General features: G+C 65.1%; 22 protein-coding genes. 10 read left to right on the forward strand and 12 right to left on the reverse strand.

Translation table 11 applies throughout. The features are described 5' to 3' along the window. Nucleotide 1 precedes the first annotated feature (1 nt). Genes ACFFF7_RS03585 through ACFFF7_RS03600 form a run of 4 tightly spaced genes read left to right on the forward strand, consistent with a single transcriptional unit; the run spans nt 2 to nt 2161 of the window. A complete protein-coding gene (locus ACFFF7_RS03585; protein ID WP_379479985.1) occupies nt 2-610 on the forward strand; it encodes an FMN-binding negative transcriptional regulator in 609 nt (202 codons plus the stop codon). Continuing rightward, on the forward strand, nt 607-1260 hold the full coding sequence (locus ACFFF7_RS03590; protein WP_379479986.1) for an HAD-IA family hydrolase: 654 nt from the start codon (nt 607-609) through the stop codon (nt 1258-1260). Before ACFFF7_RS03585 ends, ACFFF7_RS03590 begins: the two co-directional genes overlap by 4 nt. Continuing rightward, nucleotides 1257-1469 carry a hypothetical protein gene (locus ACFFF7_RS03595; RefSeq protein WP_379479987.1) on the forward strand — a complete coding sequence of 71 codons (213 nt, stop codon included), beginning with the start codon at nt 1257-1259 and terminating at the stop codon, nt 1467-1469. The genes ACFFF7_RS03590 and ACFFF7_RS03595 overlap by 4 nt, the downstream gene beginning before the upstream one ends. Beyond that, nucleotides 1466-2161, forward strand: coding sequence for an ATP12 family chaperone protein (locus ACFFF7_RS03600; RefSeq protein ID WP_379479988.1), 696 nt, complete (start codon nt 1466-1468; stop codon nt 2159-2161). The genes ACFFF7_RS03595 and ACFFF7_RS03600 overlap by 4 nt, the downstream gene beginning before the upstream one ends. Before the next feature lie 486 nt (nt 2162-2647). Here the strand turns inward: ACFFF7_RS03600 and ACFFF7_RS03605 are convergent, their stop codons facing one another. Genes ACFFF7_RS03605 through ACFFF7_RS03620 form a run of 4 tightly spaced genes read right to left on the reverse strand, consistent with a single transcriptional unit; the run spans nt 2648 to nt 6152 of the window. Next, a complete protein-coding gene (locus ACFFF7_RS03605; protein WP_379479989.1) occupies nt 2648-3250 on the reverse strand; it encodes an ABC-type transport auxiliary lipoprotein family protein in 603 nt (200 codons plus the stop codon). Further along, entirely contained in the window at nt 3247-4185 is a 939-nt protein-coding gene (locus tag ACFFF7_RS03610) for an MlaD family protein (protein WP_379479990.1), read from the reverse strand. The genes ACFFF7_RS03605 and ACFFF7_RS03610 overlap by 4 nt, the downstream gene beginning before the upstream one ends. Before the next feature lie 9 nt (nt 4186-4194). Next, complete coding sequence (locus ACFFF7_RS03615) at nt 4195-5043, reverse strand: ABC transporter ATP-binding protein (RefSeq protein WP_379479991.1); 849 nt, start codon at nt 5041-5043, stop codon at nt 4195-4197. After that, entirely contained in the window at nt 5040-6152 is a 1113-nt protein-coding gene (locus tag ACFFF7_RS03620; RefSeq protein WP_379479992.1) for an ABC transporter permease, read from the reverse strand. Before ACFFF7_RS03620 ends, ACFFF7_RS03615 begins: the two co-directional genes overlap by 4 nt. 77 nt (nt 6153-6229) lie before the next feature. Here ACFFF7_RS03620 and ACFFF7_RS03625 point away from each other — a divergent pair, with 77 nt between their 5' ends. Continuing rightward, nucleotides 6230-9058, forward strand: a complete 2829-nt coding sequence (locus tag ACFFF7_RS03625) for a valine--tRNA ligase (protein WP_379479993.1) — start codon at nt 6230-6232, stop codon at nt 9056-9058. A gap of 172 nt (nt 9059-9230) precedes the next feature. On the opposite strand, the gene ACFFF7_RS03630 is transcribed toward ACFFF7_RS03625, so the two are convergent. After that, nucleotides 9231-10109: an aldo/keto reductase family oxidoreductase gene (locus tag ACFFF7_RS03630; RefSeq protein WP_379479994.1), complete on the reverse strand. Its 879-nt coding sequence runs from the start codon at nt 10107-10109 to the stop codon at nt 9231-9233. Nucleotides 10110-10352: 243 nt separating this feature from the next. On the opposite strand from ACFFF7_RS03630, the gene ACFFF7_RS03635 reads away from it, so the two are divergent. Continuing rightward, nucleotides 10353-11084, forward strand: a complete 732-nt coding sequence (locus ACFFF7_RS03635; protein ID WP_379479995.1) for a 7-carboxy-7-deazaguanine synthase QueE — start codon at nt 10353-10355, stop codon at nt 11082-11084. A gap of 7 nt (nt 11085-11091) precedes the next feature. Next, nucleotides 11092-12513, forward strand: coding sequence for an MATE family efflux transporter (locus ACFFF7_RS03640; protein ID WP_379479996.1), 1422 nt, complete (start codon nt 11092-11094; stop codon nt 12511-12513). Nucleotides 12514-12655: 142 nt separating this feature from the next. Here ACFFF7_RS03640 and ACFFF7_RS03645 read toward each other — a convergent pair whose 3' ends face one another. The 5 genes from ACFFF7_RS03645 to ACFFF7_RS03665 all read right to left on the reverse strand — a co-directional run bounded on the left by ACFFF7_RS03645 (nt 12656) and on the right by ACFFF7_RS03665 (nt 18808). After that, nucleotides 12656-14368 carry an ATP-binding protein gene (locus ACFFF7_RS03645; RefSeq protein ID WP_379479997.1) on the reverse strand — a complete coding sequence of 571 codons (1713 nt, stop codon included), beginning with the start codon at nt 14366-14368 and terminating at the stop codon, nt 12656-12658. Between the two features lie 91 nt (nt 14369-14459). Then, nucleotides 14460-15212: a TIGR02186 family protein gene (locus ACFFF7_RS03650; RefSeq protein WP_379479998.1), complete on the reverse strand. Its 753-nt coding sequence runs from the start codon at nt 15210-15212 to the stop codon at nt 14460-14462. Continuing rightward, nucleotides 15209-16123 (reverse strand): sulfite exporter TauE/SafE family protein, encoded by a 915-nt coding sequence (locus tag ACFFF7_RS03655; protein ID WP_379479999.1) that lies wholly within the window; start codon nt 16121-16123, stop codon nt 15209-15211. Before ACFFF7_RS03655 ends, ACFFF7_RS03650 begins: the two co-directional genes overlap by 4 nt. Before the next feature lie 52 nt (nt 16124-16175). Then, nucleotides 16176-17366 (reverse strand): hypothetical protein, encoded by a 1191-nt coding sequence (locus tag ACFFF7_RS03660; protein WP_379480000.1) that lies wholly within the window; start codon nt 17364-17366, stop codon nt 16176-16178. 2 nt (nt 17367-17368) lie between these two features. Beyond that, entirely contained in the window at nt 17369-18808 is a 1440-nt protein-coding gene (locus ACFFF7_RS03665; protein ID WP_379480001.1) for a glycosyl transferase family protein, read from the reverse strand. Between the two features lie 148 nt (nt 18809-18956). Between ACFFF7_RS03665 and nhaA the strand changes: the two genes are divergently transcribed. Then, nucleotides 18957-20147: a Na+/H+ antiporter NhaA gene (nhaA, locus tag ACFFF7_RS03670; RefSeq protein ID WP_379480002.1), complete on the forward strand. Its 1191-nt coding sequence runs from the start codon at nt 18957-18959 to the stop codon at nt 20145-20147. A 4-nt stretch (nt 20148-20151) separates the two neighbouring features. Here the strand turns inward: nhaA and ACFFF7_RS03675 are convergent, their stop codons facing one another. Both ACFFF7_RS03675 and ACFFF7_RS03680 read right to left on the reverse strand, forming a co-directional pair. Beyond that, on the reverse strand, nt 20152-20586 hold the full coding sequence (locus ACFFF7_RS03675; RefSeq protein ID WP_379480003.1) for a VOC family protein: 435 nt from the start codon (nt 20584-20586) through the stop codon (nt 20152-20154). Between the two features lie 87 nt (nt 20587-20673). Continuing rightward, nucleotides 20674-21435, reverse strand: a complete 762-nt coding sequence (locus tag ACFFF7_RS03680; RefSeq protein ID WP_379480004.1) for a TorF family putative porin — start codon at nt 21433-21435, stop codon at nt 20674-20676. Nucleotides 21436-21719: 284 nt separating this feature from the next. Between ACFFF7_RS03680 and ACFFF7_RS03685 the strand changes: the two genes are divergently transcribed. Together ACFFF7_RS03685 and ACFFF7_RS03690 are read left to right on the forward strand one after the other, a co-directional pair. Then, nucleotides 21720-22514, forward strand: coding sequence for a metallophosphoesterase (locus tag ACFFF7_RS03685; protein ID WP_379480005.1), 795 nt, complete (start codon nt 21720-21722; stop codon nt 22512-22514). After that, on the forward strand, nt 22514-23824 hold the full coding sequence (locus tag ACFFF7_RS03690) for a UDP-glucose dehydrogenase family protein (protein ID WP_379480006.1): 1311 nt from the start codon (nt 22514-22516) through the stop codon (nt 23822-23824). The genes ACFFF7_RS03685 and ACFFF7_RS03690 overlap by 1 nt, the downstream gene beginning before the upstream one ends.

Genomic DNA, 23824 nt, shown 5'->3' on the forward strand with positions numbered 1-23824 from the left:
GATGCATCCCAATCCCGCCTTTCGCCGCGCCGACCGGGTCCTGCTCGAAGCGATGCTGGAGGAGGTCGGCTTCGGCATGATCTTCGCCGCCACGCCCGACGGCCCGCGCGTGGCCCATGTGCCGCTGCTCTACACCGGTGACGGCGCGGTGCAGTTCCATCTCGCGCGGGGCAATGCCCTGACCCGGCATCTCGACGGCGCGACCGTGCTGGCGGTGGTCAACGGCCCCGACGGTTATGTCAGCCCGCGCTGGTATGCCGATCCGGATCAGGTGCCGACCTGGAACTATGCCGCGCTCGAGCTGGAAGGCCGGGTGCGGCGGATGGACGACGAGGGCCTGCTCGGACAGGTCACCGCACTGTCCGACAAGCACGAGGCGCGGGTCAGCGAAGGCGCGCCGTGGACGATGGACAAGCTCTCCCCGGCGCGCAAGCGCGGTCTGCTGGCGAGCATTGTCGGGTTCGAGATCGAGGTGCAGGTCTGGCGCGAAACGCTCAAGCTCAGCCAGAACAAGGACATCGCTGACCGCACCCGCGCCGCCGACGGGCTCGAGGCCGAGGGATCGCCCGCCATCGCCCAGCTGATGCGCACGCTGGGGCCCGCAGGATGAGCGTGCGGCTGGCCGTGTTCGATTGCGACGGCACCCTGGTCGATGGCCAGGCCGCGGTCTGCGACGCGATGGATGCGGCCTTTGCCGCGGTCGGCCTGGCCGCGCCCGATCGCCACGCGGTGCGCCGCGCGGTCGGGCTGAGCCTGCCCCAGGCGATCCGCCTGCTTCTGCCCCATGCCGCAGACGAACAGCGCGGCCAGATCGACCGCGCTTATCGCGAGGCGTTCCGCCAGACCCGCGAAAGCGGCGCGCTGGTCGAACCGCTGTACGACGGAATTGCTCCGCTGATCGCCGCGCTGCACGATCAGGGCTGGGCGCTGGGCGTCGCCACGGGCAAGAGCGACCGCGGACTGGGGCACTGCCTCGCCACGCACGAATTGAGCCGCTATTTCACCACCCTGCAGACCGCCGACCGCCACCCATCCAAGCCGCACCCAGCCATGCTGGAAGCCGCGATGGACGATTGCCTGGCCTTGCCCGCCGATACCGTGATGATCGGCGACACCCAGTACGATGTGGCGATGGCCGCCGCGATCGGGGTGCGCGCGATCGGGGTCGACTGGGGCTATCACACCCCCGATGAACTGCTTTCCGCCGGGGCCGCAGCCATCGCCACCTCCCCCGCCCACTTGCTGGAGCTTTTGTCATGACCAATCCCGATCCTGCCCGGCAGCGGTTCATTGTCCTGCAACTGATGCGCCTGAGCGGCGCTTTCTTCGCCCTGCTGGGGCTGCTGGTGATCGCCCGCAAGGTCGATATGCCGGTCGTCGCCGGCTATGTCTTCCTGCTGGTCGGCTTCGTCGACCTGTTCGTGGTCCCGCTGCTGCTGGCCAAGCGCTGGAAATCGCCGCCGCAATGAAGCGCTTCTATGCCTATGCCGGGGTGATCGCAGTCGATGATGGCTGGCAGGTCGCGCTCGACGGGCGCGGGATCAAGACCCAGGGCGGCCGACCGCAGATCGTGCCCAGCCAGGCGCTGGCCCATGCCCTGGCCGATGAATGGCACGGCCAAGGGGCCGACATCGATCCCGCCCGGTTCGTGCTGCGCGACATGGCCGATTTCGCCATCGATCTGATCGCGCCCGACCGCGACGCCGCGATCACAGCGCTGATGCGCTTCGCCGAGAGCGACACGCTGTGCTACCGCGCCGAGGCGGGTGAAGCGCTGCACGCGCGCCAGAGCGAACTGTGGGAGCCGCTGCTTCAGGCTGCCGAAGCGCGCTATGACGTGCACCTCACCCGGATCGACGGGATCACGCACCGCCCCCAGCCCGCGGCAACCCTCGAGCGACTGCGCGCCGCGCTGAGCGCGCAGGACGCCTTTGCCCTGTCCGCGCTCAACACGCTGGCCTCCCTGGCCGCATCGCTTGTCGTCGGCCTCGCGGCGCTGGAACCGGAGGCCGAGGCAGAAGCGCTATGGGCGGTCGCCAACCTGGAAGAGGACTGGCAGGCCGATCTATGGGGCAAGGACTGGGAAGCCGAAGAGCGCCGCGCCAAACGGCTGGCGATTTTTACCGCGGCGATGGACTTTGCGCGGTTGGCACGGAGATAATTGCGCAGCTTATCGACGACATGTCCAGCTTCGGAGACATTCACGAAACGTCGACAGGGCGGGGATGTCAGGGTTAGCCGACATCTGAACCACCCAGCATCTAATGGCTGTAGATCAAATTTGCGACAGCGTTCGACCCCCAAACAAAAGCTCCGAAAGCAAAAGTCTCAACTCCGACAATTGCGTACCGGTGCCGCCATCGAAGCAACCTACTTCCCGCAAAAAGAGCGACGGCAAATGCGGCTGCAGGGAATAGAGGCAGGCGCTCTACCTCGTTCGACGGGAGGTAAGGAAGAGTAAAAAAGAGAGCTGCTAAGAGCATTGCCATTTCGGCAACGAAAATACCGCATTGCTTCATGTTGCTAGCTTATTCTCTTTCACGCCGGATGCAATTGCATGTCCGCAAATGTTGTCGTGTCCGGACAGTCCGCCTTTACGCGCTTTGGTTTCAGAAGCAGACGCTACAAACCGGTGGTCGGCCGAATCCTAACCCGCCACCCAGGCGGCAACCTCCGCCGCCACGGTATTCGCCGCCTCGTTGATCGCCCGGCCGACGGCTTCCGGTTTGGCCTGCACGCCATCTACCTTCGCTTCGAACCGTCGCACGGTGACCGCATCGCGGGGTCCGCTGAGCAGGGCGTCATAGCGCACCACGACGCTGGAGGTGCGCGCGTCGTAGCCCATGTCGAGCAGTTTGCCGCCCAGGCGGCGGCCGCTGGCAGGAACCGGCTGGTCATCCTCGAACACCAGCTGCTTGCTGCCGGCGCGGATCGTTTCGGCGAGCAGCGCACGGAACTGGCGGGCGGGGCGTTCGACCCACTGCGCATTCTGCAGGTAGGCGATGTCGGTATCGCCGACCCGCACCGGCACGCGCATCGCCGCCAGCTCCTTGCCGACTTCCGGTTCGGCAATCGACAGCGATGTGGCGGGCGTTCCCGAAACCGCGACGCCAACCGGGGCGATCACAGCGGCGTTCAGGCGCAGCAGGGTTGGCGGCGGCTTGGCCCCTCCCAGGCCGAGACAGCCCGACAGCAGGACAAGCGGCGCCAGCACGGCAGCGCGAAGGAGCATTGGCTTGATCATAGTCATGGCTTGTAATCCGGAAGCTTGTCGCCGCCGAGCAGGCCGCCGGCGCCCTTCTCGTCGATCTTTTCGGTGACGTCGCGCAGCGCGCGGGTGGTGGCGCGCAGATCGCGGATTGCGGCTTCGGCGGCGGGCAGCGTCGATTCATTGAGCTGCTTGGTTACCGGGCGAACGTCCTTCATCGTCTGCTCAAGCTGATCGGCTGCGCCCTGCGCGCTCTTCAGCGTCTTGCGCAGCGATTCGGCCAGGCTCTGCCCTTCGCCGTTGACCAGCTGGTCGGTCGAATTGGCGACCTTTTCAAAACTGGCGAGCGTTAGCTTGGCCTGGACCAGCGTAGACTGCAATTCCACCATCGCGCGTTCGAACTGGGGTGAAGCCTGGGCCACATTGGCAGTCAGCTTGTCGGTATTGGCCAGAATGTTCTGGATCGATTTCTGGTTGTTGTCGGACAGCACCAGGGTCAGCCGCTCGGTCAGCGTCGCCAGCCGTTCGAGCAGCACCGGCGCGGAATTGAGCAGCTCGCCCAGCCCGCCGCGCTTGGTCGGGATCACGGGCGCGCCTTCGGGGCCCTTTTCGGTCAGCGGCGGGGCGCCCTTGACCGCGCCTTCCAGCTGGACGTTGGAAACGCCGGTAAAGCTGCCCTGCATCGTCGCGGTTACGCCTTGCAGGATCGGCACGCCATCATCGATGGCAATGCGCACCCGGACAAAGCTGGGATCCTTGCGCCACAGTTCGATCGTCTTGACCTGACCGACCGGCACGCCGGAAAAGGTCACGCTCGAACCCTTGGACAGGCCGTCGACCGACTGCTTGAAGAAGATGTCGTATTCGTTGAGGTTGCCCTCACCCAGGCGGGCGATCCAGATGACGAAAGCCGCGATCACCCCCAGCAAAGCCAGCGTGACCACACCCACCCAAACGTGATTGGCACGTGTTTCCATTCGCCTGCCTTATGCCCCTGTGTCCGGTTGATTGTCCATCGCCTTGGCGCGCGCCGCCGCCTTGTGCGCCGCGCGCGTGCGGGTCTGCGCCGCCTGCGCCGCCCGGCCGCGTGGGCCGTTGAAATATTCCTGGATCCACGGGTGGTCCAGCTTGAGCAAGTTGGGGATCGTATCGACCGCGATCACCCGCTTGTCGGCCAGCACCGCCACCCGGTCGCAGATCTCGTACAGGGTATCGAGGTCGTGCGTGATCAGGAACACCGTCAGCCCCAACGTCTCCTGCAGTTCCAGCGTCAGCTGGTCGAAGGCGGCAGCGCCGATCGGATCGAGCCCGGCGGTCGGCTCGTCAAGGAACAGCAGTTCGGGATCGAGCGCCAGGGCCCGGGCCAGACCCGCGCGCTTGCGCATTCCGCCCGACAATTCGGAAGGATACTTGCTCGCCGCTTCGGGCGGCAGGCCTGACAGCATGACCTTGAACCGGGCGATCTCGTGCAGCAGGTCTTCACTGAGGTCGGGGTAGAATTCCTTGAGCGGCACTTCGACGTTTTCCGCCACGGTCAGCGTCGAAAACAGCGCCCCGCCCTGGAACAGCACGCCCCAGCGGCTGCGGATGTCGATATCGTCGTCATCGCGCGCCGCGGTAATCTCGTCCCCCAGCACGTCGATACGGCCCGCGTCAGGCACCTGCAGCCCGATGATCGAGCGCATCAGCACCGATTTGCCGGTGCCCGATCCGCCGACCACGCCGATGATCTCGCCCCGGCGCACCTTGAGCGAGAGATCCTCGTGGATCACGTGTTCGCCAAAGGCATTGCGCAGCCCTTCGACGACAATCGGAAAGTCGGCGTCCTGGCTCATCCCCAGCCCACTTCGCTGAAGAACACCGCAAAGAACGCGTCGAGCACGATTACCGCGAAGATCGCCTGGACCACCGCGATGGTGGTGCGCAGGCCCACTTCCTCGGAATTGCCTTCGACCTGCATGCCCTGATAGCACCCGGCCAAGGCGACGATCGCCCCGAATACCGGGGCCTTGATGAAGCCGACCCACAGGTCGTGCAGCGGCACCACTTCCTGAATGCGGACGAGGAAGGTCATGAAGGGGATGCCCAGCGTCAGGGTCGAGATGGTCGCCCCGCCGACGATCGCGCAAAGCGCGGCGTAGAAGCCGAGCAGCAGCATCATGAAGGTCGAGGCCAGCACCCGCGGGATGATCAGCGCCTCGACCGGGGAAACCCCGATGGTGCGCATCGCATCGACCTCCTCGGTCAGCCGCATCGTGCCGATCTGCGCGGCAAAGGCCGAGCCCGAGCGGCCCGCGACCATGATCGCGGTCATCAGAACACCCAATTCACGAAAGGCCAGCCGCCCGGTCAGGTTGATGGTGTAGATCTCCGCACCGAACTGCTGCAGCTGCACCGCGCCCTGCTGGGCAATGACGATGCCGACCAGGAAGCTCATCAGCCCGATGATCCCCAGCGCCGACACCCCGACCAGTTCCATCTGGCGGACCAGCGCCTTGATCCGGAAACGTCCCGGATGGCGCAGCAGCGATCCGCTGGCGATCAGGATCGCCCCGACAAAGCCGAGGAAAGCGATCACCCCGCGCCCGGCCCCGACGACGTAGTCGCCGATCGAATCGAGCACGCGCTGGGCGGTTGGCAGGCGCGGTGCGGCAACCGGGGTATCGTCATCGGCCGGGCAGACCGCGGCGATCAGGCGCTGGGCCTGATCGCTCGCCCCGACGATCCTGGCGTGATGCTCGTCGGCCAGCCGCCAGGCCAGCCAGGCACCGGCGGTGTCGATCGCCTCGACCTGGCTGAGATCAACCTGTGCGACCGGGCCGGCCACAGCGCGCAATTCGCGGTCGATCGCCGCGATCGACGACACCAGCAGCCGCCCGCTGAGCGCGATGGTCTGCGCGCCGGCGTCATCGGTGCTAAGGGAAAACTCACAACGTCTGCGCATTGCCCGCGCTTGTGCGGTAAAATCGCCCCGCCGACAAGCTTGCCAGTGCAGCGGCCCGCTGGCAAAGCGCCCCGATCATGACTGATCCTACGCTCGAAAAGACGTTCGACCCCGCCGCGATCGAGGCAAAGTGGTATGAACACTGGGAAACGAACGGACTGTTCCGCCCGGAACGGCCCACTGCCGAGCCCTTTACCATCGTCAATCCGCCGCCCAACGTGACGGGCAGCCTGCACATCGGCCATGCGCTCGACAATACGCTGCAGGACGTGGTGATCCGTTATGAGCGGCTGCGCGGCAAGGACGCGTTGTGGGTCGTCGGCACCGACCACGCCGGGATCGCCACCCAGATGGTGGTCGAGCGCCAGCTGGAAGAACGCCAGGACAAGCGCACCAACTATTCCCGCGACGACTTCGTTGCCAAGGTGTGGGACTGGAAAGCTGAAAGCGGCGGGACGATCACCCGTCAGCTGCGCCGGCTGGGCTGCTCGATGGACTGGAGCCGCGAGCAGTTCACCATGGACCCGCACTTCACCAAGGCGGTGATCAAGGTCTTCGTCGACCTCTATAACCAAGGGCTGATCTACCGCGACAAACGCCTGGTCAACTGGGATCCCAAGCTCAAGACTGCGATCAGCGACCTCGAGGTCGAAACGCGCGAGGTCAAGGGCAGCTTCTGGCGCTTCCGCTATCCCTTCGCCGATGGCAGTGGCGCGGTCGAGGTGGCGACGACCCGGCCCGAGACCATGCTGGCCGACATGTGCGTGGCAGTGAACCCCGAGGATGCGCGCTACAAGGCGGTGATCGGCAAGGACATCCGCCAGCCGCTGACCGGCCGCCTGTTCAAGGTGGTGGCCGACGAGCACGCCGACCCGGAGCTGGGCTCTGGCGTGGTCAAGATCACCCCGGGACACGATTTCAACGACTTCGAAGTGGGCAAACGTGCCGGGATCAAGCCCGCCGACATGCTCAACATGTTCGATGCCGAAGCTTGCGTGGTGCAGACCGCCGACGGGCTGGTGCCGGCCGAATTCGTCGGGATGGAACGCTTTGCCGCGCGCAAGCTGGTGGTCGAGCGGATGAAGGAAGCGGGCTTCCTGATCCCCTGGACCGACAAGGACGGCGCCGAGCACGACGCCGAACCGCGCACGATCCAGACCCCCTTCGGCGACCGCGGTGGGGTCGAGATCGAACCGTGGCTGACCGACCAGTGGTATGTGAATGCCGAGGTTTTGGCGCAGAAGCCGATCGAAGCAGTAAAAAGCGGCGCGATCGAGATCGTGCCCAAGAGCTGGGAGAAGACCTTCTTCAACTGGATGGAAAACATCCAGCCGTGGTGTGTTTCTCGGCAGCTGTGGTGGGGGCACCGGATTCCGGCGTGGTTTGGGCCAGGCCTGCGGCCGGATGGTAGTCTAGTCACCGGCGACGTAATTCGCGTGGACGCTGACTGGAAGCCGACGACCCGAATGCCAATTGAGGAGCGCATCTTCGTTGCCCAGACTGAAGAAGAGGCTCTTGAACAAGCTCGGGCGTTCTATCCTGAAGGCGTAACGATCCGCTTTTCCGACGACTGGACCGACCGAGGTCAGAATGAGGCTAACATAGCTGTTCTGCGCCAGGACGAGGACGTCCTCGACACCTGGTTCTCCTCGGCGCTGTGGCCCTTTGCCACGCTGGGCTGGCCCGAGCAGACCGGTCTGGTCAGCCGCCACTACCCCAACAACCTGCTGATCTCGGGCTTCGACATCCTGTTCTTCTGGGACGCGCGGATGATGATGATGGGTCAGGCGATGACCGGCGAAAACCCGTGGCCGCGGCTGTACCTGCACGGGCTGGTCCGCGCGCCCGACGGGCAGAAGATGTCCAAGTCCAAGGGCAACGTGGTCGATCCGCTCGGCCTGATCGACAAGTTCGGGGCCGACGCGCTGCGCTTCTTCATGGCGGCGATGGAAAGCCAGGGCCGCGACATCAAGATGGATGAGCGCCGGGTCGAAGGCTATCGCAACTTCGCCACAAAGCTGTGGAACGCCGCCCGGTTCTGCCAGAGCAACGGGATCGGCGCGAGCACCTCGCTGGCCGCACCCACGGCGACCAGCGCGGTCAACAAGTGGATCATCGGCGAAGTGGTCGAAACCCTTGCCGAACTCGACAAGGCAATGGCCGACCTGCGCTTCGACGCCGCGGCCAATGCGGTCTACCACTTCGTCTGGGACCAGTTCTGCGACTGGTACATCGAACTGATCAAGGGCAGCTTCGATGATGAGACCAAGGCCGTCGCCGGCTGGGTGCTCGACCAGATCCTGGTCATGCTCCATCCCTTCATGCCCTTCGTCACCGAAGAGCTGTGGTCGAAGCTGGGTGACCGCGCGCACTATCCGCTGATCACGGCGAAGTGGCCGGAGCCGGGGGCGGCTGTCGATGCCGAGGCCAAGGCAGAGGTGGAGTGGTTGATTGGAATGATTAGCGCCGTTCGCGGCGCGCGAGCTGAGCTCAATGTCCCGCCGGGTGCCCAGATTCAAATCTACCAGCCAGAAAAGCTGGCCGACGCTGAAGCTCGATTGATCTCGAATTCTTCTTCACTTGAGAGAATGGCGAAGGTTTTTCCGACCCGATTGACCGCGTCTATTGAAGCGGAAGGCATTTCGGGATCAGCGCAGATTGCTGTCGATGGCGTCTTGTATGTGATGCCCCTTCGCGGCCATATCGATTTGGAAGCCGAAAAGGCCCGCCTGACCAAAGCCCTCGATACCGCGACCAAGGAAGCCAGGTCACTCGAAGGGCGCCTGTCCAACCCGGCTTTCGCCGAAAAGGCCAAGCCCGAAGCGGTCGAAAAAGCCCGCGCCGACCATGCCATGCACGCGGCCGAGGCCGAGCGGCTGGCGGCGGCACTGGCGCGGTTGGGCTGAGCCAGGTCCTCTCCATTTTCTGCGAATGCAGCAAATGGGGAGGTGGCAGCGGCGTCCAGCCGCTGACGGAGGGGTATCGACGCCAGCGGGGAACCCCCTCCGTCTCGTCCTGCGGACGATCCACCTCCCCATTTGTGCCATTCGGCAAAAATGGAGAGGATCGGATTACGGCCTACCCCCCGATCGCGTTCAGCCGCGCTACCGCTGCCTCCGGCAGTACGAGCGCAGCCGCGGCGAGGTTTTCACCCAGGTGCGCAAGCGATGAGGTGCCCGGGATCAGCAGCACGTTGGGCGATCGCTGCAGCAGCCAGGCCAGCGCGACCTGCATCGGCGTGGCAGCCAGTTCGGCGGCGACCGCATCGAGCTCGGCCGATTGCAGCGGACTGAACCCGCCGAGCGGGAAGAACGGGACATAGGCGATCCCTTCGCCGGCCAGCCAGTCGATCAGCGCGTCGTCGCCGCGATTGGCCAGGTTGTAGGCATTCTGGACGCAGACGACCTCGACGATCCTGCGCCCGTCCTCGATCTGCCGGCGGGTGACGTTGGACAGGCCGATGTGGCGGATCAGCCCTTCCTGCTGCATCGCCGCCAGCGCTTCCAGCTGGATCTCTAGCGGGCCTTCGGCGGGGGCGTGGATGCCGTGCATCGAGCGCATGTTGACCACCTCGATCTGGTCGAGGCCGAGGTTTTCCAGGTTGCTCTCCACCCCGCGGCGCAGTTCGTCAGGGCTGAATGCGCCGAGCCATTCGCCCTTGTCGCCGCGCCGCCCGCCCAGCTTGGTGACCAGGGTCAGGTTTGCCGGATAGGGATGTAATGCCTCGCGGATCAGCCGGTTGGTGACATAGGGGCCGTAATAATCGCTGGTGTCGATATGATCGACCCCGGCGGCGAACGCGGCGCGCAGCACGGCGATAGCCGCGTCATGGTCGCGCGGCGGGCCGAACACGCCGGGCCCGGCCAGCTGCATCGCGCCATATCCCATGCGCTTTACCCTTCGATCCCCCAGCATCCACGTACCGGCGGCGGCGAGATCGGTGGCGGTTGCGGTCATGGCGTAACTCCCTGGCTGAAGCGCGCGATGTAGGGACGCGCGACGGCGGCGGTAAGGGCCACACGTTTCCTACCCGGCCTAATTGTGCAAAAGGGAGGTTATGCCGCATCCCCGCACCCTTACTGTCACCGTCCGGGGTGACGCCGGATCACGCAAGGCGACAAATGGTGACACCCTGGTCTTCATCGCCATGCACCCTGTGAATTGTGTCAACTTCCACCAGGAAAGCGGGGTCTTTCCTGAATGCTGACGCTGGCCACCACCAATCCGGGCGAGCCGGAAATCTTCGCCTCGCTGCAGGGCGAGGGGGCGAGCGTGGGGCGGCCCGTGGCCTTCGTGCGGCTGTCGCGCTGCAACCTGGCCTGCACCTGGTGCGACACCGCCTATACCTGGCGCTTCGAGGGCGACAACCGCTCCCACCGCGACGACCTGGTGTTTGAGCGCAGCGCCAATCAGGTCACGCTGGAAGAGGCCGATGTCGCAGCGCGGATCATGGCGCTGGGCCAGGACCGGCTGGTGATCACCGGGGGCGAGCCGCTGCTTCAGGGCGCGGCGCTGGCGCGAATGGTTGCGCTGCTGGACGGGATGAGCATCGAGGTCGAAACCAACGGCAGTGTCGCGCCGCACCCGGCGCTCGACAGCCAGGTCGCGCAGTACAACGTCAGCCCCAAGCTCGCCCATTCGGGCAACCCCGGGGAACTTGCGCTGGTGGTCGACCGTTTGGCGGCCTGGGCGCGCGATCCGCGGGCCGTGTTCAAATTCGTCGTCGCCGCACCCGGCGACCTGGCAGAGGTGGAAGCTTTGCAGCAGGCCCATGCGATCCCGTCAGAACGCCTCTATCTGATGGGCGAAGGGACAGATAGCGCCACGCTGCGCGAACGTGCCAGGTGGCTGTCGGGCGAATGCCTGGCGCGCGGCTGGCGCTTTACCGACCGGCTGCACATCCACCTTTACGGCGACACCCGCGGGACCTGACATAGCCATGGACGCACCGACAACGATTCCGCAGGACGAAGCGCCAGCCCCCGCCCCGCGCCGCGGCGACCTGACCAGCGGTCCGATCCGCCGCACGCTGGTGCTGTTTGCCCTGCCGACGCTGATGGGCAATGTCCTGCAATCGCTCAACGCCTCGATCAACACGGTGTGGATCGGGCGGCTGCTGGGCGAAGCCGCGCTGACCGCGACGGCCAACAGCAACATCGTGATGTTCCTGATCTTTGCCGCGGTGTTCGGCCTGTCGATGGCCACCACGGTGCGGGTCGGCCAGCATTTCGGGGCAAAGAATCTCGATGCGGCGCGGCGCAGTTTCGGCACCGGGGTCGGGCTGTGCCTGATCGTCTCGGTGCTGGTGGCGCTGCTCGGCTGGCTGGGCGCGCCGGCCCTGCTCGGCCTGCTCAGCGTGCCCGAAGCCTCGCGCGCGCTGGCACTGACCTACCTGCGGGTGATCTTCCTGGTCATCCCGGGGATGACGCTGACGGTGATGATATCGATGGGCATGCGCGGATCGGGCGATGCGCGCACCCCGCTCTATTTCCAGATCCTCACCGCCGTTCTCGACGTGATCCTCAACCCGCTGTTCATCGCCGGGATCGGGCCGTTTCCGAAAATGGGCATTGCCGGCGCGGCCGTGGCCACGGCCATCGCCACGGTGGTCGGGCTGGGCGGGATGATCGCGTGGATCTATACCAAGGATCTGCCGCTGCGGCTGCACGGGCGCGAGCTGCGCTATCTGATCCCCGCGCGCGAGGAACTGCGCTTCATCGTCGGCAAGGGGCTGCCGATGGGGGCGCAAATGCTGGTGATTTCGGGGGCCGGGCTGATCTTCATTGGCCTGGTCAACCGCGAAGGGCTGATGACCGCGGCGGCCTATGGCGCGCTGCTGCAGATCTGGAACTATATCCAGATGCCCAGCCTGGCGATGGGCGCAGCAGTCAGCGCGATGGTCGCCCAGCACATCGGCGCGCGGCGCGAGGACCGGGTCGACCGCATCGGCATCGATGGTGCGGTGGTCAACCTGATGATGACCGGGGCGCTGATCGCGCTGCTGCTGGCCTTCGATACTGCTGCGCTCAAGCTGTTTCTGGGCAGCGAAAGCCCCTCGATCGTGCTGGCCCGGCACATCCAGTGGCTGTCGATCTGGTCGTACCTGCCGTTCGGGGTGACCATCGTGCTGTTCGGCACGCTGCGCGCCTATGGCGTGGTGCTGACCCCGATCCTGGTCCTGCTTGCCGCGATGTATGCGGTTCGGCTGGGATTCTACTGGCTGGCCTATCCGGCGCTGGGCAGCGACGCGCTGTGGCTGTCGTTCAGCGTCGGCTCGCTGGCCTCGATGGCCCTGGCGCTATGGGCCTATACCCACGGCGCATGGCGCAAGACGATGAAAGCGCGGATCGTGCCGATTTAGTTGGGTCGCCTTGCGGCAACAGCACAACACCGGCCCGCTCCCCCGGCCCGACCACCCGTTCAGAGTACCCTATGGGTGGTCGGGCCGGGGGAGCGGGCCGGTGTTGCAGGACAATCGCGGAGGCGATTGGCCAACACGATAGCTATCTACCCTGGGCGCGCCATCGCTGGACGGTGCGCAGGACCATGTCTTCTTCGCCGCCCGAGGTGTTCCACAGGTCGGTGAACGAGGGGTCGGCCGAAGCGGGGCGCTTGACCTCTTCCAGTTCGTCGAAGCTGACGCGGATCGGGATCGAAACGCCTTCGCCGCAGATGATGCATTCGCGGTTGCGCAGCGCCGGGATCGCATCGAGGAAGCCGCGCGCGCCTTCGGGCATCGCCGCCTTGACGAAGGCCTGGTCGCGATCGTTGTTGAGGCGCATCGAGATGATCGTGCCGCATTGCGACAGCACGCCTTCGGCCAGATCCGACGGGCGCTGGGTAATCAGGCCCAGCGAAATGCCGTACTTGCGGCCTTCCTTGGCGATGCGGCTGAGGATCCGGCCGACCGAAGAGCCATCGGCGTTCTTCTCGTTCGGGACATAGCGGTGCGCTTCTTCGCAGACCAGCAGCACCGGGCGGGTCTTTTCATCGCGCGCCCAGATCGCGAAGTCGAAGACCAGGCGGCTGAGCACCGCGACCACGGTGCTGGTGATATCCGACGGCACACCCGACACGTCGATGATCGAGATCGGCTTGCCGCGGCTGGGCATGCGGAAGATCTTGGCGATGAATTCGGCCATGGTATCGCCGACCAGCATGCCGCTGAACATGAACTGATAGCGCGGATCGCCTTTCAATTCGTCGATTTTGGTCTTGATCCGCATGAACGGCGCAGAGGAGGTTGCCTTGTCGAGCTTGCCCATCTCGTTCTGCAGGATCGTGGTCAGGTCCGACAGCAGATAGGGCACCGGACTGTCGACGGTCAGCTTGCCCATCGTTTCTGCCAGCCGGTTCTTCATCCGCGCGGCGAGCAGGCACTTGGCCAGAATGTCGGCGTCTTCCTGGCGCTGGTTGCCGGTCGAGGTCAGGAACACTTCGCAGTGTTCTTCGAAGTTCATCAGCCAGTACGGCATGTTGAGATTCGACACGTCAAAGATCATGCCGGTCTGCTTGAAGGCCGCGCCATATTCGCCGTGCGGGTCGATCATCACGATATGCCCTTCGGGGGCAAATTCGCAGATGCGGTGGAGGATCAGCGAGGCGCTGGTCGATTTGCCGGTGCCGGTCGAGCCGAGCAGGGCAAAGTGCTTGCCCAGCAGGGCATCGATGTAGAGGCCGGCGCGGATGTCGCGGGTCGGGAAGACGGTGCCGATCTGGACGTTGGGCCGCCCGTCCGAGGCATAGATCTGCTTGAGGTCGTTGCTGGTGGCGGGATAGATCAGCGCGCCGGGGATCGGGTAGCGGGTGACGCCGCGGCGGAACGAATGGATCCGGCCGGTCAGGCGTTCCTCGTCGCCTTCGCCCAGGAAGTCGATCGCGGCCATGATCCCGCCAGGGGTCTTGGCATCCTGACGTTGGGTCCGCACCGAGGCAAGCAGCCAGCCGCGCCCGACCCGGATCTTGATCTGGCTTCCGACCTGGCCAGCCAATGCCACCGAAGGGTCAGGATCGCCCGAGCATTCCTGCAGCCGGGTCAGGTCAAGCGCGATGTGCGATCCGGCCCCGGCAATTTCCAGCACGATCCCGATCGGATCGCGGGCATTGTCGACGCCCGATCCAGCCACCTGCGCTGCAACCTGCGCCGCATCGGCGGGTACCTCGTTCGCAGATGCCGGACGCGCATTTGCTCCGCCCTGATAACCCATGTCATTCATGAAAGGCGTATCCCCTGCGACCGTTAAACCTTTGTCGCGGCAGATTTAGCTGCGCAGGGTTAAAAAGCGCTAAACCGGAAGGCCTTGCCGATCAGATCAGGGCGAAGAGACGCCCAGCCAGAAAACCCATGGCGATCGATATTCCAACGGCAACAAGGCCATAAAGGAAGCCGTCGTTGCGCGCGAAAAGCTCGACGAAGCGCTCGAACCCCTGCTTCCTGACTTCGACCCGGCTGATCGCCGATGCCACCACGCGGCCGCGGGTTATTGCGAAGGTTTCGGCGGTGTAGGTCCCCGTCTGCACGTTCGACGGCAGCGTGATCCGCGCCTGATAGAGAACCTGCGCGTTGACCTTCACCCCGCTCGAGTCCTCCTTGTAAAGGTTGTCCCGGTGCATCAGATCGACCAGCCCGGCAGAAAATCGCGCTTGTTCCTTTGGATTGTACGATCCGATCGGCGAAAGCTGCAGCCAGGGCAGGCCAAGTTCGTAAATCGCCGCGGTCTTGTCATCTACGATCCGCGCGATCGGCTTCGACGAAGCCACCGCGAAAAAGGTCGGGGCAGAGCGGAATTCTGTGCTGGAGGCATTGACCCAGATCCCGGCAATGCGCTGCTTTTCGCGCAGGACGATCGAGCGGGTAGGCCCCTTCAACACAACGACAATATCGTAATCCTGCCCGGCGCGCGTGCCTTCCGGGGTCAGGATCGCGCCGAACAGCAGCAAGTCGGCGCCGCGGAAACCCTGACGGACCTGGATCTCGTGCTGGGAAATCTCAGGGACCAGGATCGGATCGCGCGCCGCCGTCAGCACAAGCAGCGCCAGCAGGGCAAACATGCGCCTCATAGTGGCGCGACCGTGTAGATCTCGTCAGGTTGCCAGCCCAGACCAAGCGCCATTCTCAAGGCGATGATCAGAACCAGCGCGGCCAGAACGAAGCGCAGCCGCTCAGCCGGAATCTTCTGCGCCAGTTGTGCCCCGATCTGGGCACCTGAAACCGATCCGATCAACAACAGCACCGCCAGCACGACATCGACTGCGCGGGTGGTCATGGCGTGCATCATCGTCGTCGCCATGGTTACGAACAGGATCTGGAACAACGAGGTGCCGACGACGACGCCCGCGCTCATTCCCAGAATGTACAGCATCGCCGGGACCAGTACGAAGCCACCGCCGATCCCCATCAGCATGGTAAGGATGCCGGTGAAGATGCCAAGCAGCAGCGGTGCCAGCGGCGAGATGTACAGGCCCGAGCGATAGAACCGCCAGCGCAGCGGCAAGCTGGCGACCATCGGATGGTGACGCCGCTTGCGCGCGGGCAGCGCGATGCCCTTGCGCTGGGCCTGCACTGCTTGCCAGCTCTCTCGCGCCATGACCCCGCCGATCCCGCCCAGCAGCAGGACATAGAGCACGTTGATCACCACATCGATCTGGCCGATTTCCTGCAAAATGCGGAAGATGCCCGCCCCCAGCACTGTGCCGACCAGCCCGCCGGCGACCATTACCGCGCCCATCTGGTAATCAACGCCGCCGCGCTTCGAATGGGCCAGAACACCCGAAACGCTGGCACCGGTCACCTGGCTTGCGGCAGAGGCAGCAGCCACGGTCGGCGGAATGCCATAGAAGATCATCAGCGGGGTTGTCAGGAAACCGCCGCCGACGCCGAACATGCCCGAGAGTATGCCCGTCAGCGCCCCGAGCGCGACGATGACCAGGCCATTCACCGAAAGGTTGGCAATCGGAAGGTAGACGTTCATGCCGTTGTCTTCCGCCTACCCCACCCGCGCGACGGAAAAAAGGCGCAGCGTGCTAAAATCCGGCGGATAGCGTTATTGCCGGTCCCGAGGTCGGCGCGGCATTGCCCGCCACGCGGAACCGCCAGTCGGCGGCGATACGTCCGCCCACCGGTCCCAGAGGCACGTCGAGCGTAGCCGTGGGCCCGAAATCGAGCCGCTTCGCCCCCTTCTGCGCCCCGCCCCAGGTCCCTGCTCCGGCGCGCAGTTGCCACCGTCCGGCGCTGATCAGGCGCCGCTCCAGACGCCCCTGACCGTCGATAAAGGCCGTCGCGCCGCGGCCACCGACATAGCCGGCCTGAACATAGGCCTCACCGCGCAGGCCAAAGGGAAGATCGGCTGGCGCAAGCTCGCTGACCAAGGCCGCCGCGGGCCTGACGATCGTCCCGGTCATGGTCCGGGTAGCCCGGACCTCGGCCATGGCCGCAACCGGAACGCGCGCAAGTGGCCGGGCCGAAAATCCTGCAGCGATCTCCTCGCCGCGGGGTGCGTGCAGGGCCGTGCTTGCGCGCAGATAGAGCGAAGGCCGCTGCGGGCTGGACGGTGCCAGGCGATAACGGATGACCGCGCCGGCCTGGCTTGCGCCATAGGCCCCGACCGGCAGATTGGCGCCCGGCAGTCCGGATCCGGGCAGGTTGAACCCGTTGCCGCCCCGGCGCAGCAGCAGCCACGCATCGGCGGACCAGCGTCGATCGACCCTGCCCCGCACCGGAGGCGGCGGCGGCTCGGCCGGTGCGCCCAAAGCGGGCATGGGCAATTGCGACAAGGCCGCAAGGTAGAGCAGCTGATGCCCCGCGGCGATCCGGGCGCTCGATGAGCTGGGTCGCGACGCTGAGACCGACGGCGGCGCAACCGCCTGTGGTTCAGGAGCGCCGGCCCGTGGCGGCGCCGGCTCCCATACAGGTGCAGCAACCGGCGCGAACGTGCGAAGATGACTACCCGCTTCGACCTGGGATGCCACGGTAGGCGCAGCGACAGGAGCCGGTTTGGGGAAGTGGGCAAAGCCAATCGGTGCTGCCGTTGCCGACGATCCTGCCTGGACCTGGCGGGGAGCCTGCGCCTTGTCGGCTGGTTTGCCAGCGTGCGTGGCCGGCGGCGTTTCACCGCCGGTCTGCGCCCACACGACACTGCGCATGCCGACCCATGCGCCCATGATCAGCACAAGAGCAACAACGGGCTGCCCGCGCCGCGCGGTGGGGCCGCGCATTGTCATGCCTTGACTCGCTTGCGTACTGGCTGGGGGGCCAGCGGCTGCAATCCGGCAGCAGGATGGGCATGGTGCGCCGTCTTGTCCCAGATCACGCTCTGCCCGGCCAGCGAGCGCAGATAGGCTGCCAGCGCGCGCCGCCCGGCCATAATGGCAATGACATTGCCAACCGGGATGCGCAGGACTGCCCGGATACTTTCAGACAATCCGTATTCGCGCGCGGTGAACACCGCGCGCACTGTTGCGCGCCAGAGGAACCCGATGAGACTGAGCGTCAGCATGGCATGCACCGCGCCGCTCAGGGGCTGCCCTTCGACCACGCCGAATTGCTGCGCCAGGATCAGTGCCACGTCGATCACCAACAACAGGTAGGCGGCAAACAGGACCAGGGCGGTCAACGGACCGCGGCGATCGCGCAGCGCCATCCACAGTTCGATCGGCCGCCCGTTCCAGCCCATCCGGTCCCACGCCTGGAAGGCAATGCCGTGCACCCAGCGCGTCTTCTGGCGGACCGCCGCCCCCAGCGCGCTGGGGAAGTAGCTGGACGTCGCGACAAGCGTGCCGGCGGCGTCGCGCAGACGCAGGAACGTGCTGCCGCGTCCATCGCGCGAAAGCAGCAGGCCAAGCTCGTAATCCTCGGTCAGGCAATCGGTGGCAAAGGGTCCGAAGGCGCCGCTCTGGGCGCGCTGTTCGGCCAGACGGGCCAGTGCGGCGCGCGCAAAGCCGCAGCCAACCCCGGCGGCGGGGATCGCCGCGCCCATGGCCGATCTTACCACCAGCGCCTTGGCATGGGCCTCGGTAAATTCATCGGCATAGTGGCCGGCTATCCACTGAGACGATGGCTGCAAGGCGGGACGGACCGGGAGTTGCACGAAATCGTGACTGCCAAGCGCAGCGTCGATTGCCTGCAAAGCGGCGGGATGGACCATGTCCTCGGCATCGTGAAGGATGACTCCGCGGAACATCTGGCCGCTGCGCGCTTCATCTTGGCACAGCGCGGCATAGAGGCGATTGAGGCAGTCGGCCTTGGTGGTCGGCCCATAGGCCCCGTGGACGACCAGACGAACCCGCTGATCGCCGCCGCAACCGTCCATCGCTGCTGCCAGAGTTGCGGCATCATTGCCATAGCAGCCGATGTAAAAGCGCACCTCGCGCTGCGACCAGGTCGCGGTCATATGCGCGATTGTCGTGGCAATAACGGCAGCTTCCTGGAACGCCGGGATCAGAATCGCCGCGGGTCCCGCCAGTTCGGCACGGCCAAAGCCGGCCGGCAAGCGACCCGTCCGCGCCCGTCCGGTCAGACGCAGCCACACCCAGGTCATGTCGATCGCGAACTCGTCGATCAGGCCGATGACGAACCAGAAGGCCGCAAAGACCAGCAGCTCCCGCTCGACAAGCACCAGCACATGCAAGATCGGATCAAGTCCGAATCCCGAAAACATGAGTCCTGCAAGCCCCTTGTGAACCAAACGAAAACGAAGACTATGTGCGATTGGGCAGCGGTGCAATCCGCACACGGGGTCAATTTCCTGCCCTGTTAGAAGTATACAGGCTTGTGCCGGCCGCGATTTTGTCTGATCGCCTTTCCCAATGCCGCAGCGCCGTCATCCGATCACGAAGCTTGCTGCCATCGTCATGCGATTGTTGCGCGGCGAATCAGGAGCTGGTCTGATCCTGATGGCCGTCGCCGCAGCGGCGATGATTTGCGCAAATTCGTCCCTGGCGGATGCTTACCATAGCCTGTTCCACGGCCACCTGGGCTGGAGCCCGGTGGCCAAGCTCGATAGCTTGCACCTGTGGATCAACGATGCCGTCATGGCAGTCTTCTTCTTTGTCGTCGGGCTTGAGATCAAACGCGAAGTTCTGGACGGCGAACTGGCGCATCCGGCGCAGCGCCGGCTTCCCGTTCTCGCAGCGATCGCGGGGATGGCGGTGCCGGCCATTGTCTTCCTGTTCGTCACAAACGGTCAGGACGGGATCGGATCCGGCTGGGCCATCCCCGCTGCGACCGACATAGCCTTTGCGCTTGGTGTGCTGAGCCTGCTGGGCACACGGGTACCGCCATCGCTGCGACTATTCCTGCTGACGGTTGCCATTGTCGATGATCTGGGCGCCGTGGCCATCATCGCCCTGGTCTATACGGCGGATATCGCATGGCTTTGGCTTGGCCTGGCCGCCGCCGCGCTTGGTGGGCTTGCCGCACTCAACCGCCTGGGCGTGATGCGCGGCTGGCCCTATGTGCTGGGCGCCGTGGCGCTGTGGTTTGCCGTCCTGCATTCGGGGGTTCATGCCACGGTTGCCGGCGTACTGTCCGCACTCTGCGTGCCGCTGTCACCGGGCAAGAGCGGGGACAGCCTGCTGCTGCGGATGGAGCACGCGCTGGCCCCGCTCAGCGCCTATCTGATCGTGCCGCTGTTCGGCTTTGCCAATGCCGGGGTGCACTTGCCTGCGGGGGATGGGCCGGGCTTCTTCGCCGCGCTGCCGCTTGGCGTCGCGCTCGGACTGTTCATGGGCAAGCAGGTGGGCATTCTTGGCGCAGTGGTTCTGGCCGAGCGTACGGGCTTTGCGGCGCGTCCAGCAGGGGCCAGCCTGATCCAGGTGTGGGGCGTGGCACTGCTGTGCGGGATCGGCTTTACGATGAGCCTGTTTATCGCCCAGCTGGCCTTTCCGGCCAACCCGCAACTGGTGGAGGATGCCAAGCTTGGCGTCATCCTTGGCTCGACCGTTGCCGCGCTGTGCGGCTATGCCGTGTTGCGCCTTGCCGCCCGCGCGGCGAACTAGGTTCTTACCAGCTGCCGGTGTTGGGCATCGAGGCCCAGGGTTCCTGTGGCGGCAAGTGCCCGTCCTGCAACAGCTCGACCGAAATGCCGTCCGGCGATTTGACGAAAGCCATGTGTCCGTCGCGCGGCGGACGGTGGATCGTATGGCCTGCGGCCATCAGCGCGGCGCAGGTCGCGTAGATATCGTCGACCCGGTAGGCGAGATGCCCGAAATTGCGCCCGCCCCCATAGGATTCGACGCTGCCGTTCTCTCCGGGCCAGTTGTACGTCAACTCGACCTCGGCCACGCCTTCCTGGCCTTCGGCGGCCAGGAAGATCAGCGTGAAGCGGCCTTGCTCGCTGGAAAAGCGGCGCACTTCCCTGACCCCGAACAGGTCGAAGAAGGCGATGGTGGCGTCCGGGTCGGTGACGCGGATCATGGTGTGGAGGTAGCGGGTCATAGGCCCTTCGCTACCACGCGCAATCGGCACGGGAAAGGCCCGCCCCCCGCAAAGGGGACGGGCCTTGCCTGAATTGCAACGCTTCGATCAGAACGAGAGCTTGACCGAGCCGACAACCGTGTCGTTTGAGAAGCCATCGATCGATGCCCCGTCGACGCCAACGTACTGTGCGCCAACCGACAGGTGATCGGTGATGTTGTACGTGGCGCCAACCGAATAGTCGAAGCCGCCATCGGTGCTGGTCAGTGTCAGGCGGTTCGGCGAAAGCGCACCGCTGGTATAGCCGAGGTGGGCACTGAGATCGACCGGGACGCCGGGGATGCTGGTGCCCAGTTCACCGAAGACATAGAAGTTGTCGTCGCCGCCCAGTGCGTCCTGCTTCCAGGCGTAGTTGACACCGACCTTCGCGGTTACCGGGCCAAGGCCGGTCGAAAGCGAAGCATAGGGCTCGAAATAGTTGCCCTTGATGAGCGGGTTGGTACCGTTCGGATAGGTATACCAGGTAACGCCGACGTCGGCCGTCAGGCCGCTGGCGACATCGCCCGACCAGCCGGCATAGACGTCGAGTTCGGCCGAACCGTAGACGTCGAGGGCGTCCTGCTCAAGGCTGGAGCCCCACACACCGGCGTAGATGCCGCTGGAATGGGCGACGTTGATCTGACCCTGTACGGCAAAGTCGCCGCCCGAATAGGACAGGCCGCGCCAGCGGTAATCGGTAACGCCCGTGGCGTAGCCGCTGATGGTGATGTCCTTCGGCGGATCGGTTTCATCGTCGGCGAAGGCCGGACTGGCAATCAGGCCGCCGGCGAGAACTGTGGCAGCCAGAAGGCCGCGGATGGACGTGAGCATGACAATCTTCCCTTGTTGTAATCAGGTCTTCGGATTGGATCGCTTCGTCCCGCCTGCGCTCTTTCGCTGCGTCTCGTGACGGAAGCAATCTGATCGAGCGGGCCGAGGCTGCAGTCATTTGCTGCACTGCACAAGTTGAAAATTGGTATATCGTTGCGCTAAGCGCACGCACTGTGTCATTCCTGCAACGGTTCCAGATGCAAGGATTTCACGCCACGCCGGGACAAGTCATTGTTTGGCAAGGCGGGGGTGGCTATAGCGCCGCGACCCGCCAGATCCCTTAGATGAACCTGTTCCGCCGCCTTTTCAGCGCCGCCGATCGCGCCCCCCTTGCCGCCGTTCCGCCGGGACAGCGCGTCTATGCAGTGGGCGACGTTCACGGATGCCGCGCGTTGTTCGGCGCGCTGGTTGCCGCGATCGAAACCGACGATGCAGCCCGCGCGCCGGCGGATACGGTCATCATATTGCTGGGCGACCTGATCGACCGCGGCCCCGACAGCGCCGGAGTCGTCGCCGCATCGCGCGCTCTGCAGGCCCGCCGCGCGGTCCGCATCCTCAAGGGCAATCACGAGGAAATGCTGCTCGAAAGCCTGACCAGCCGCGATGTCCTGCGCGAATTCCTGCGCTATGGCGGACGCGAGACGGTGCTGTCCTATGGCATCGACCCTGCAGCCTATCACGCGGCCGCCCTCGATGACGTGCAGGCGCTGATCGACACGCACATTCCCCGGGAAGACCTGGACTTCATCGCCGCCTTTGAAGACAGCCTGACCATCGGCGATTACCACTTCGTCCATGCCGGGGTCCGCCCCGGGGTGCCGCTCGACCAGCAAAGCGTCAGCGACCAGCACTGGATTCGCGGCACTTTCCTGGCCCAGGATGACGGTTTCGGTGCGGTGGTAGTGCATGGCCACACGATATTCGCTAAGCCTGAAATCAAGGCAGGCCGGATCGGTATCGACACCGGTGCCTATACCACCGGTTGCCTGACCGCGCTGGGGCTGCAAGGCACCGAGCGCTGGCTGATCGAGGCAAGAGACAACGACGGCGCGATCACCACCGCGCAAAGGAGCATTTGATGAAGATCGCGATGGTCGGTTCGGGCTATGTCGGCCTGGTTTCGGGCGCCTGCTTTGCCGATTTCGGCCACGACGTGGTCTGCATCGACAAGGATCCGGCCAAGATCGACAGCCTGCACAAGGGCGTGATGCCGATCTACGAACCCGGCCTGGCCGAATTGGTGGCGGGCAACGTCAAGGCCGGGCGGCTGACCTTCACCACTGACCTTGCCGAAGGAATCGCGGACGCATCGGCGATTTTCATTGCGGTCGGCACCCCTAGCCGCCGCGGCGATGGCCACGCCGACCTGTCCTATGTCTATGCCGTGGCCGAGGAGATCGGCGCAAATCTCAAGCAACCCGCAGTGATCGTCACCAAGTCGACTGTGCCGGTGGGCACCGGCGACGAGGTCGAGCGGATCCTGAGCGAAGCCAATCCGGGCGTGCAGTTCGCGGTTGCCTCCAACCCCGAGTTCCTGCGCGAAGGCGCGGCGATCGGCGATTTCAAGCATCCCGACCGGATTGTCGTCGGCACCGAGGATGACTGGGCGCGGAGCGTGATGAACGAGGTCTATCGCCCGCTGTTCCTCAACAAGTCGCCGATCCTGTTCACCAGCCGGCGCTCGTCGGAGCTGATCAAGTACGCTGCCAACGCCTTCCTTGCGGTCAAGATCACCTTCATCAACGAGATGGCCGACCTGTGCGAAAAGGTTGGCGCCGACGTCCAGGACATCAGCCGCGGGATCGGCATGGACGGGCGGATTGGGCCGAAGTTCCTCCACGCTGGGCCGGGCTATGGCGGATCGTGCTTCCCCAAGGATACCCTGGCACTGCTCAAGACCGCCGAGGATTACGAGGCCCCGACCCGCATCGTCGAGGCGGTGGTGGCGGTCAACGACAGCCGCAAGCGCGCGATGGGGCGCAAGGTGATCGAGGCGCTGGGCGGGATGGATGCGGCGCGCGGCAAGAAGGTTGCGCTGCTTGGCCTGACCTTCAAACCCAACACCGACGACATGCGCGACGCCCCCAGTATCGCCATCGCCCTGGCGCTGTCCGACGCCGGGGTCGAAGTGGCGGGCTACGATCCCGAGGGGATGGAACTGGCCGCACCGCTGATGCCCGACGTGGCGATGCAGAAGACCGCCTACGACGCGATCGCGGGCGCCGACGCGACGGTGATCGTCACCGAATGGGACGCCTTCCGCGCGCTCGATCTCGACCGGGTCAAGCGCATCGCCGCGGCCCCGGTGCTGGTCGACCTGCGCAACGTCTATGACCCCGCCGAAGTGCGCGCCAAGGGCTTTACCTATGTGAGTGTCGGGCGGCCCTAA

This window comes from Novosphingobium aquiterrae (assembly GCF_042434435.1).
Taxonomy (GTDB): domain Bacteria; phylum Pseudomonadota; class Alphaproteobacteria; order Sphingomonadales; family Sphingomonadaceae; genus Novosphingobium; species Novosphingobium aquiterrae.

Bases quoted from the DNA above. Each gene is read 5' to 3' on its own strand.
- ACFFF7_RS03585 (WP_379479985.1), top strand. From the start codon at position 2: ATGCATCCCAATCCCGCCTTTCGCCGCGCCGACCGGGTCCTGCTCGAA.
- ACFFF7_RS03590 (WP_379479986.1), top strand. From the start codon at position 607: ATGAGCGTGCGGCTGGCCGTGTTCGATTGCGACGGCACCCTGGTCGAT.
- ACFFF7_RS03595 (WP_379479987.1), top strand. From the start codon at position 1,257: ATGACCAATCCCGATCCTGCCCGGCAGCGGTTCATTGTCCTGCAACTG.
- ACFFF7_RS03600 (WP_379479988.1), top strand. From the start codon at position 1,466: ATGAAGCGCTTCTATGCCTATGCCGGGGTGATCGCAGTCGATGATGGC.
- ACFFF7_RS03605 (WP_379479989.1), bottom strand. From the start codon at position 3,250: ATGACTATGATCAAGCCAATGCTCCTTCGCGCTGCCGTGCTGGCGCCG.
- ACFFF7_RS03610 (WP_379479990.1), bottom strand. From the start codon at position 4,185: ATGGAAACACGTGCCAATCACGTTTGGGTGGGTGTGGTCACGCTGGCT.
- ACFFF7_RS03615 (WP_379479991.1), bottom strand. From the start codon at position 5,043: ATGAGCCAGGACGCCGACTTTCCGATTGTCGTCGAAGGGCTGCGCAAT.
- ACFFF7_RS03620 (WP_379479992.1), bottom strand. From the start codon at position 6,152: ATGCGCAGACGTTGTGAGTTTTCCCTTAGCACCGATGACGCCGGCGCG.
- ACFFF7_RS03625 (WP_379479993.1), top strand. From the start codon at position 6,230: ATGACTGATCCTACGCTCGAAAAGACGTTCGACCCCGCCGCGATCGAG.
- ACFFF7_RS03630 (WP_379479994.1), bottom strand. From the start codon at position 10,109: ATGACCGCAACCGCCACCGATCTCGCCGCCGCCGGTACGTGGATGCTG.
- ACFFF7_RS03635 (WP_379479995.1), top strand. From the start codon at position 10,353: ATGCTGACGCTGGCCACCACCAATCCGGGCGAGCCGGAAATCTTCGCC.
- ACFFF7_RS03640 (WP_379479996.1), top strand. From the start codon at position 11,092: ATGGACGCACCGACAACGATTCCGCAGGACGAAGCGCCAGCCCCCGCC.
- ACFFF7_RS03645 (WP_379479997.1), bottom strand. From the start codon at position 14,368: ATGAATGACATGGGTTATCAGGGCGGAGCAAATGCGCGTCCGGCATCT.
- ACFFF7_RS03650 (WP_379479998.1), bottom strand. From the start codon at position 15,212: ATGAGGCGCATGTTTGCCCTGCTGGCGCTGCTTGTGCTGACGGCGGCG.
- ACFFF7_RS03655 (WP_379479999.1), bottom strand. From the start codon at position 16,123: ATGAACGTCTACCTTCCGATTGCCAACCTTTCGGTGAATGGCCTGGTC.
- ACFFF7_RS03660 (WP_379480000.1), bottom strand. From the start codon at position 17,366: ATGCGCGGCCCCACCGCGCGGCGCGGGCAGCCCGTTGTTGCTCTTGTG.
- ACFFF7_RS03665 (WP_379480001.1), bottom strand. From the start codon at position 18,808: ATGTTTTCGGGATTCGGACTTGATCCGATCTTGCATGTGCTGGTGCTT.
- nhaA (WP_379480002.1), top strand. From the start codon at position 18,957: ATGCCGCAGCGCCGTCATCCGATCACGAAGCTTGCTGCCATCGTCATG.
- ACFFF7_RS03675 (WP_379480003.1), bottom strand. From the start codon at position 20,586: ATGACCCGCTACCTCCACACCATGATCCGCGTCACCGACCCGGACGCC.
- ACFFF7_RS03680 (WP_379480004.1), bottom strand. From the start codon at position 21,435: ATGCTCACGTCCATCCGCGGCCTTCTGGCTGCCACAGTTCTCGCCGGC.
- ACFFF7_RS03685 (WP_379480005.1), top strand. From the start codon at position 21,720: ATGAACCTGTTCCGCCGCCTTTTCAGCGCCGCCGATCGCGCCCCCCTT.
- ACFFF7_RS03690 (WP_379480006.1), top strand. From the start codon at position 22,514: ATGAAGATCGCGATGGTCGGTTCGGGCTATGTCGGCCTGGTTTCGGGC.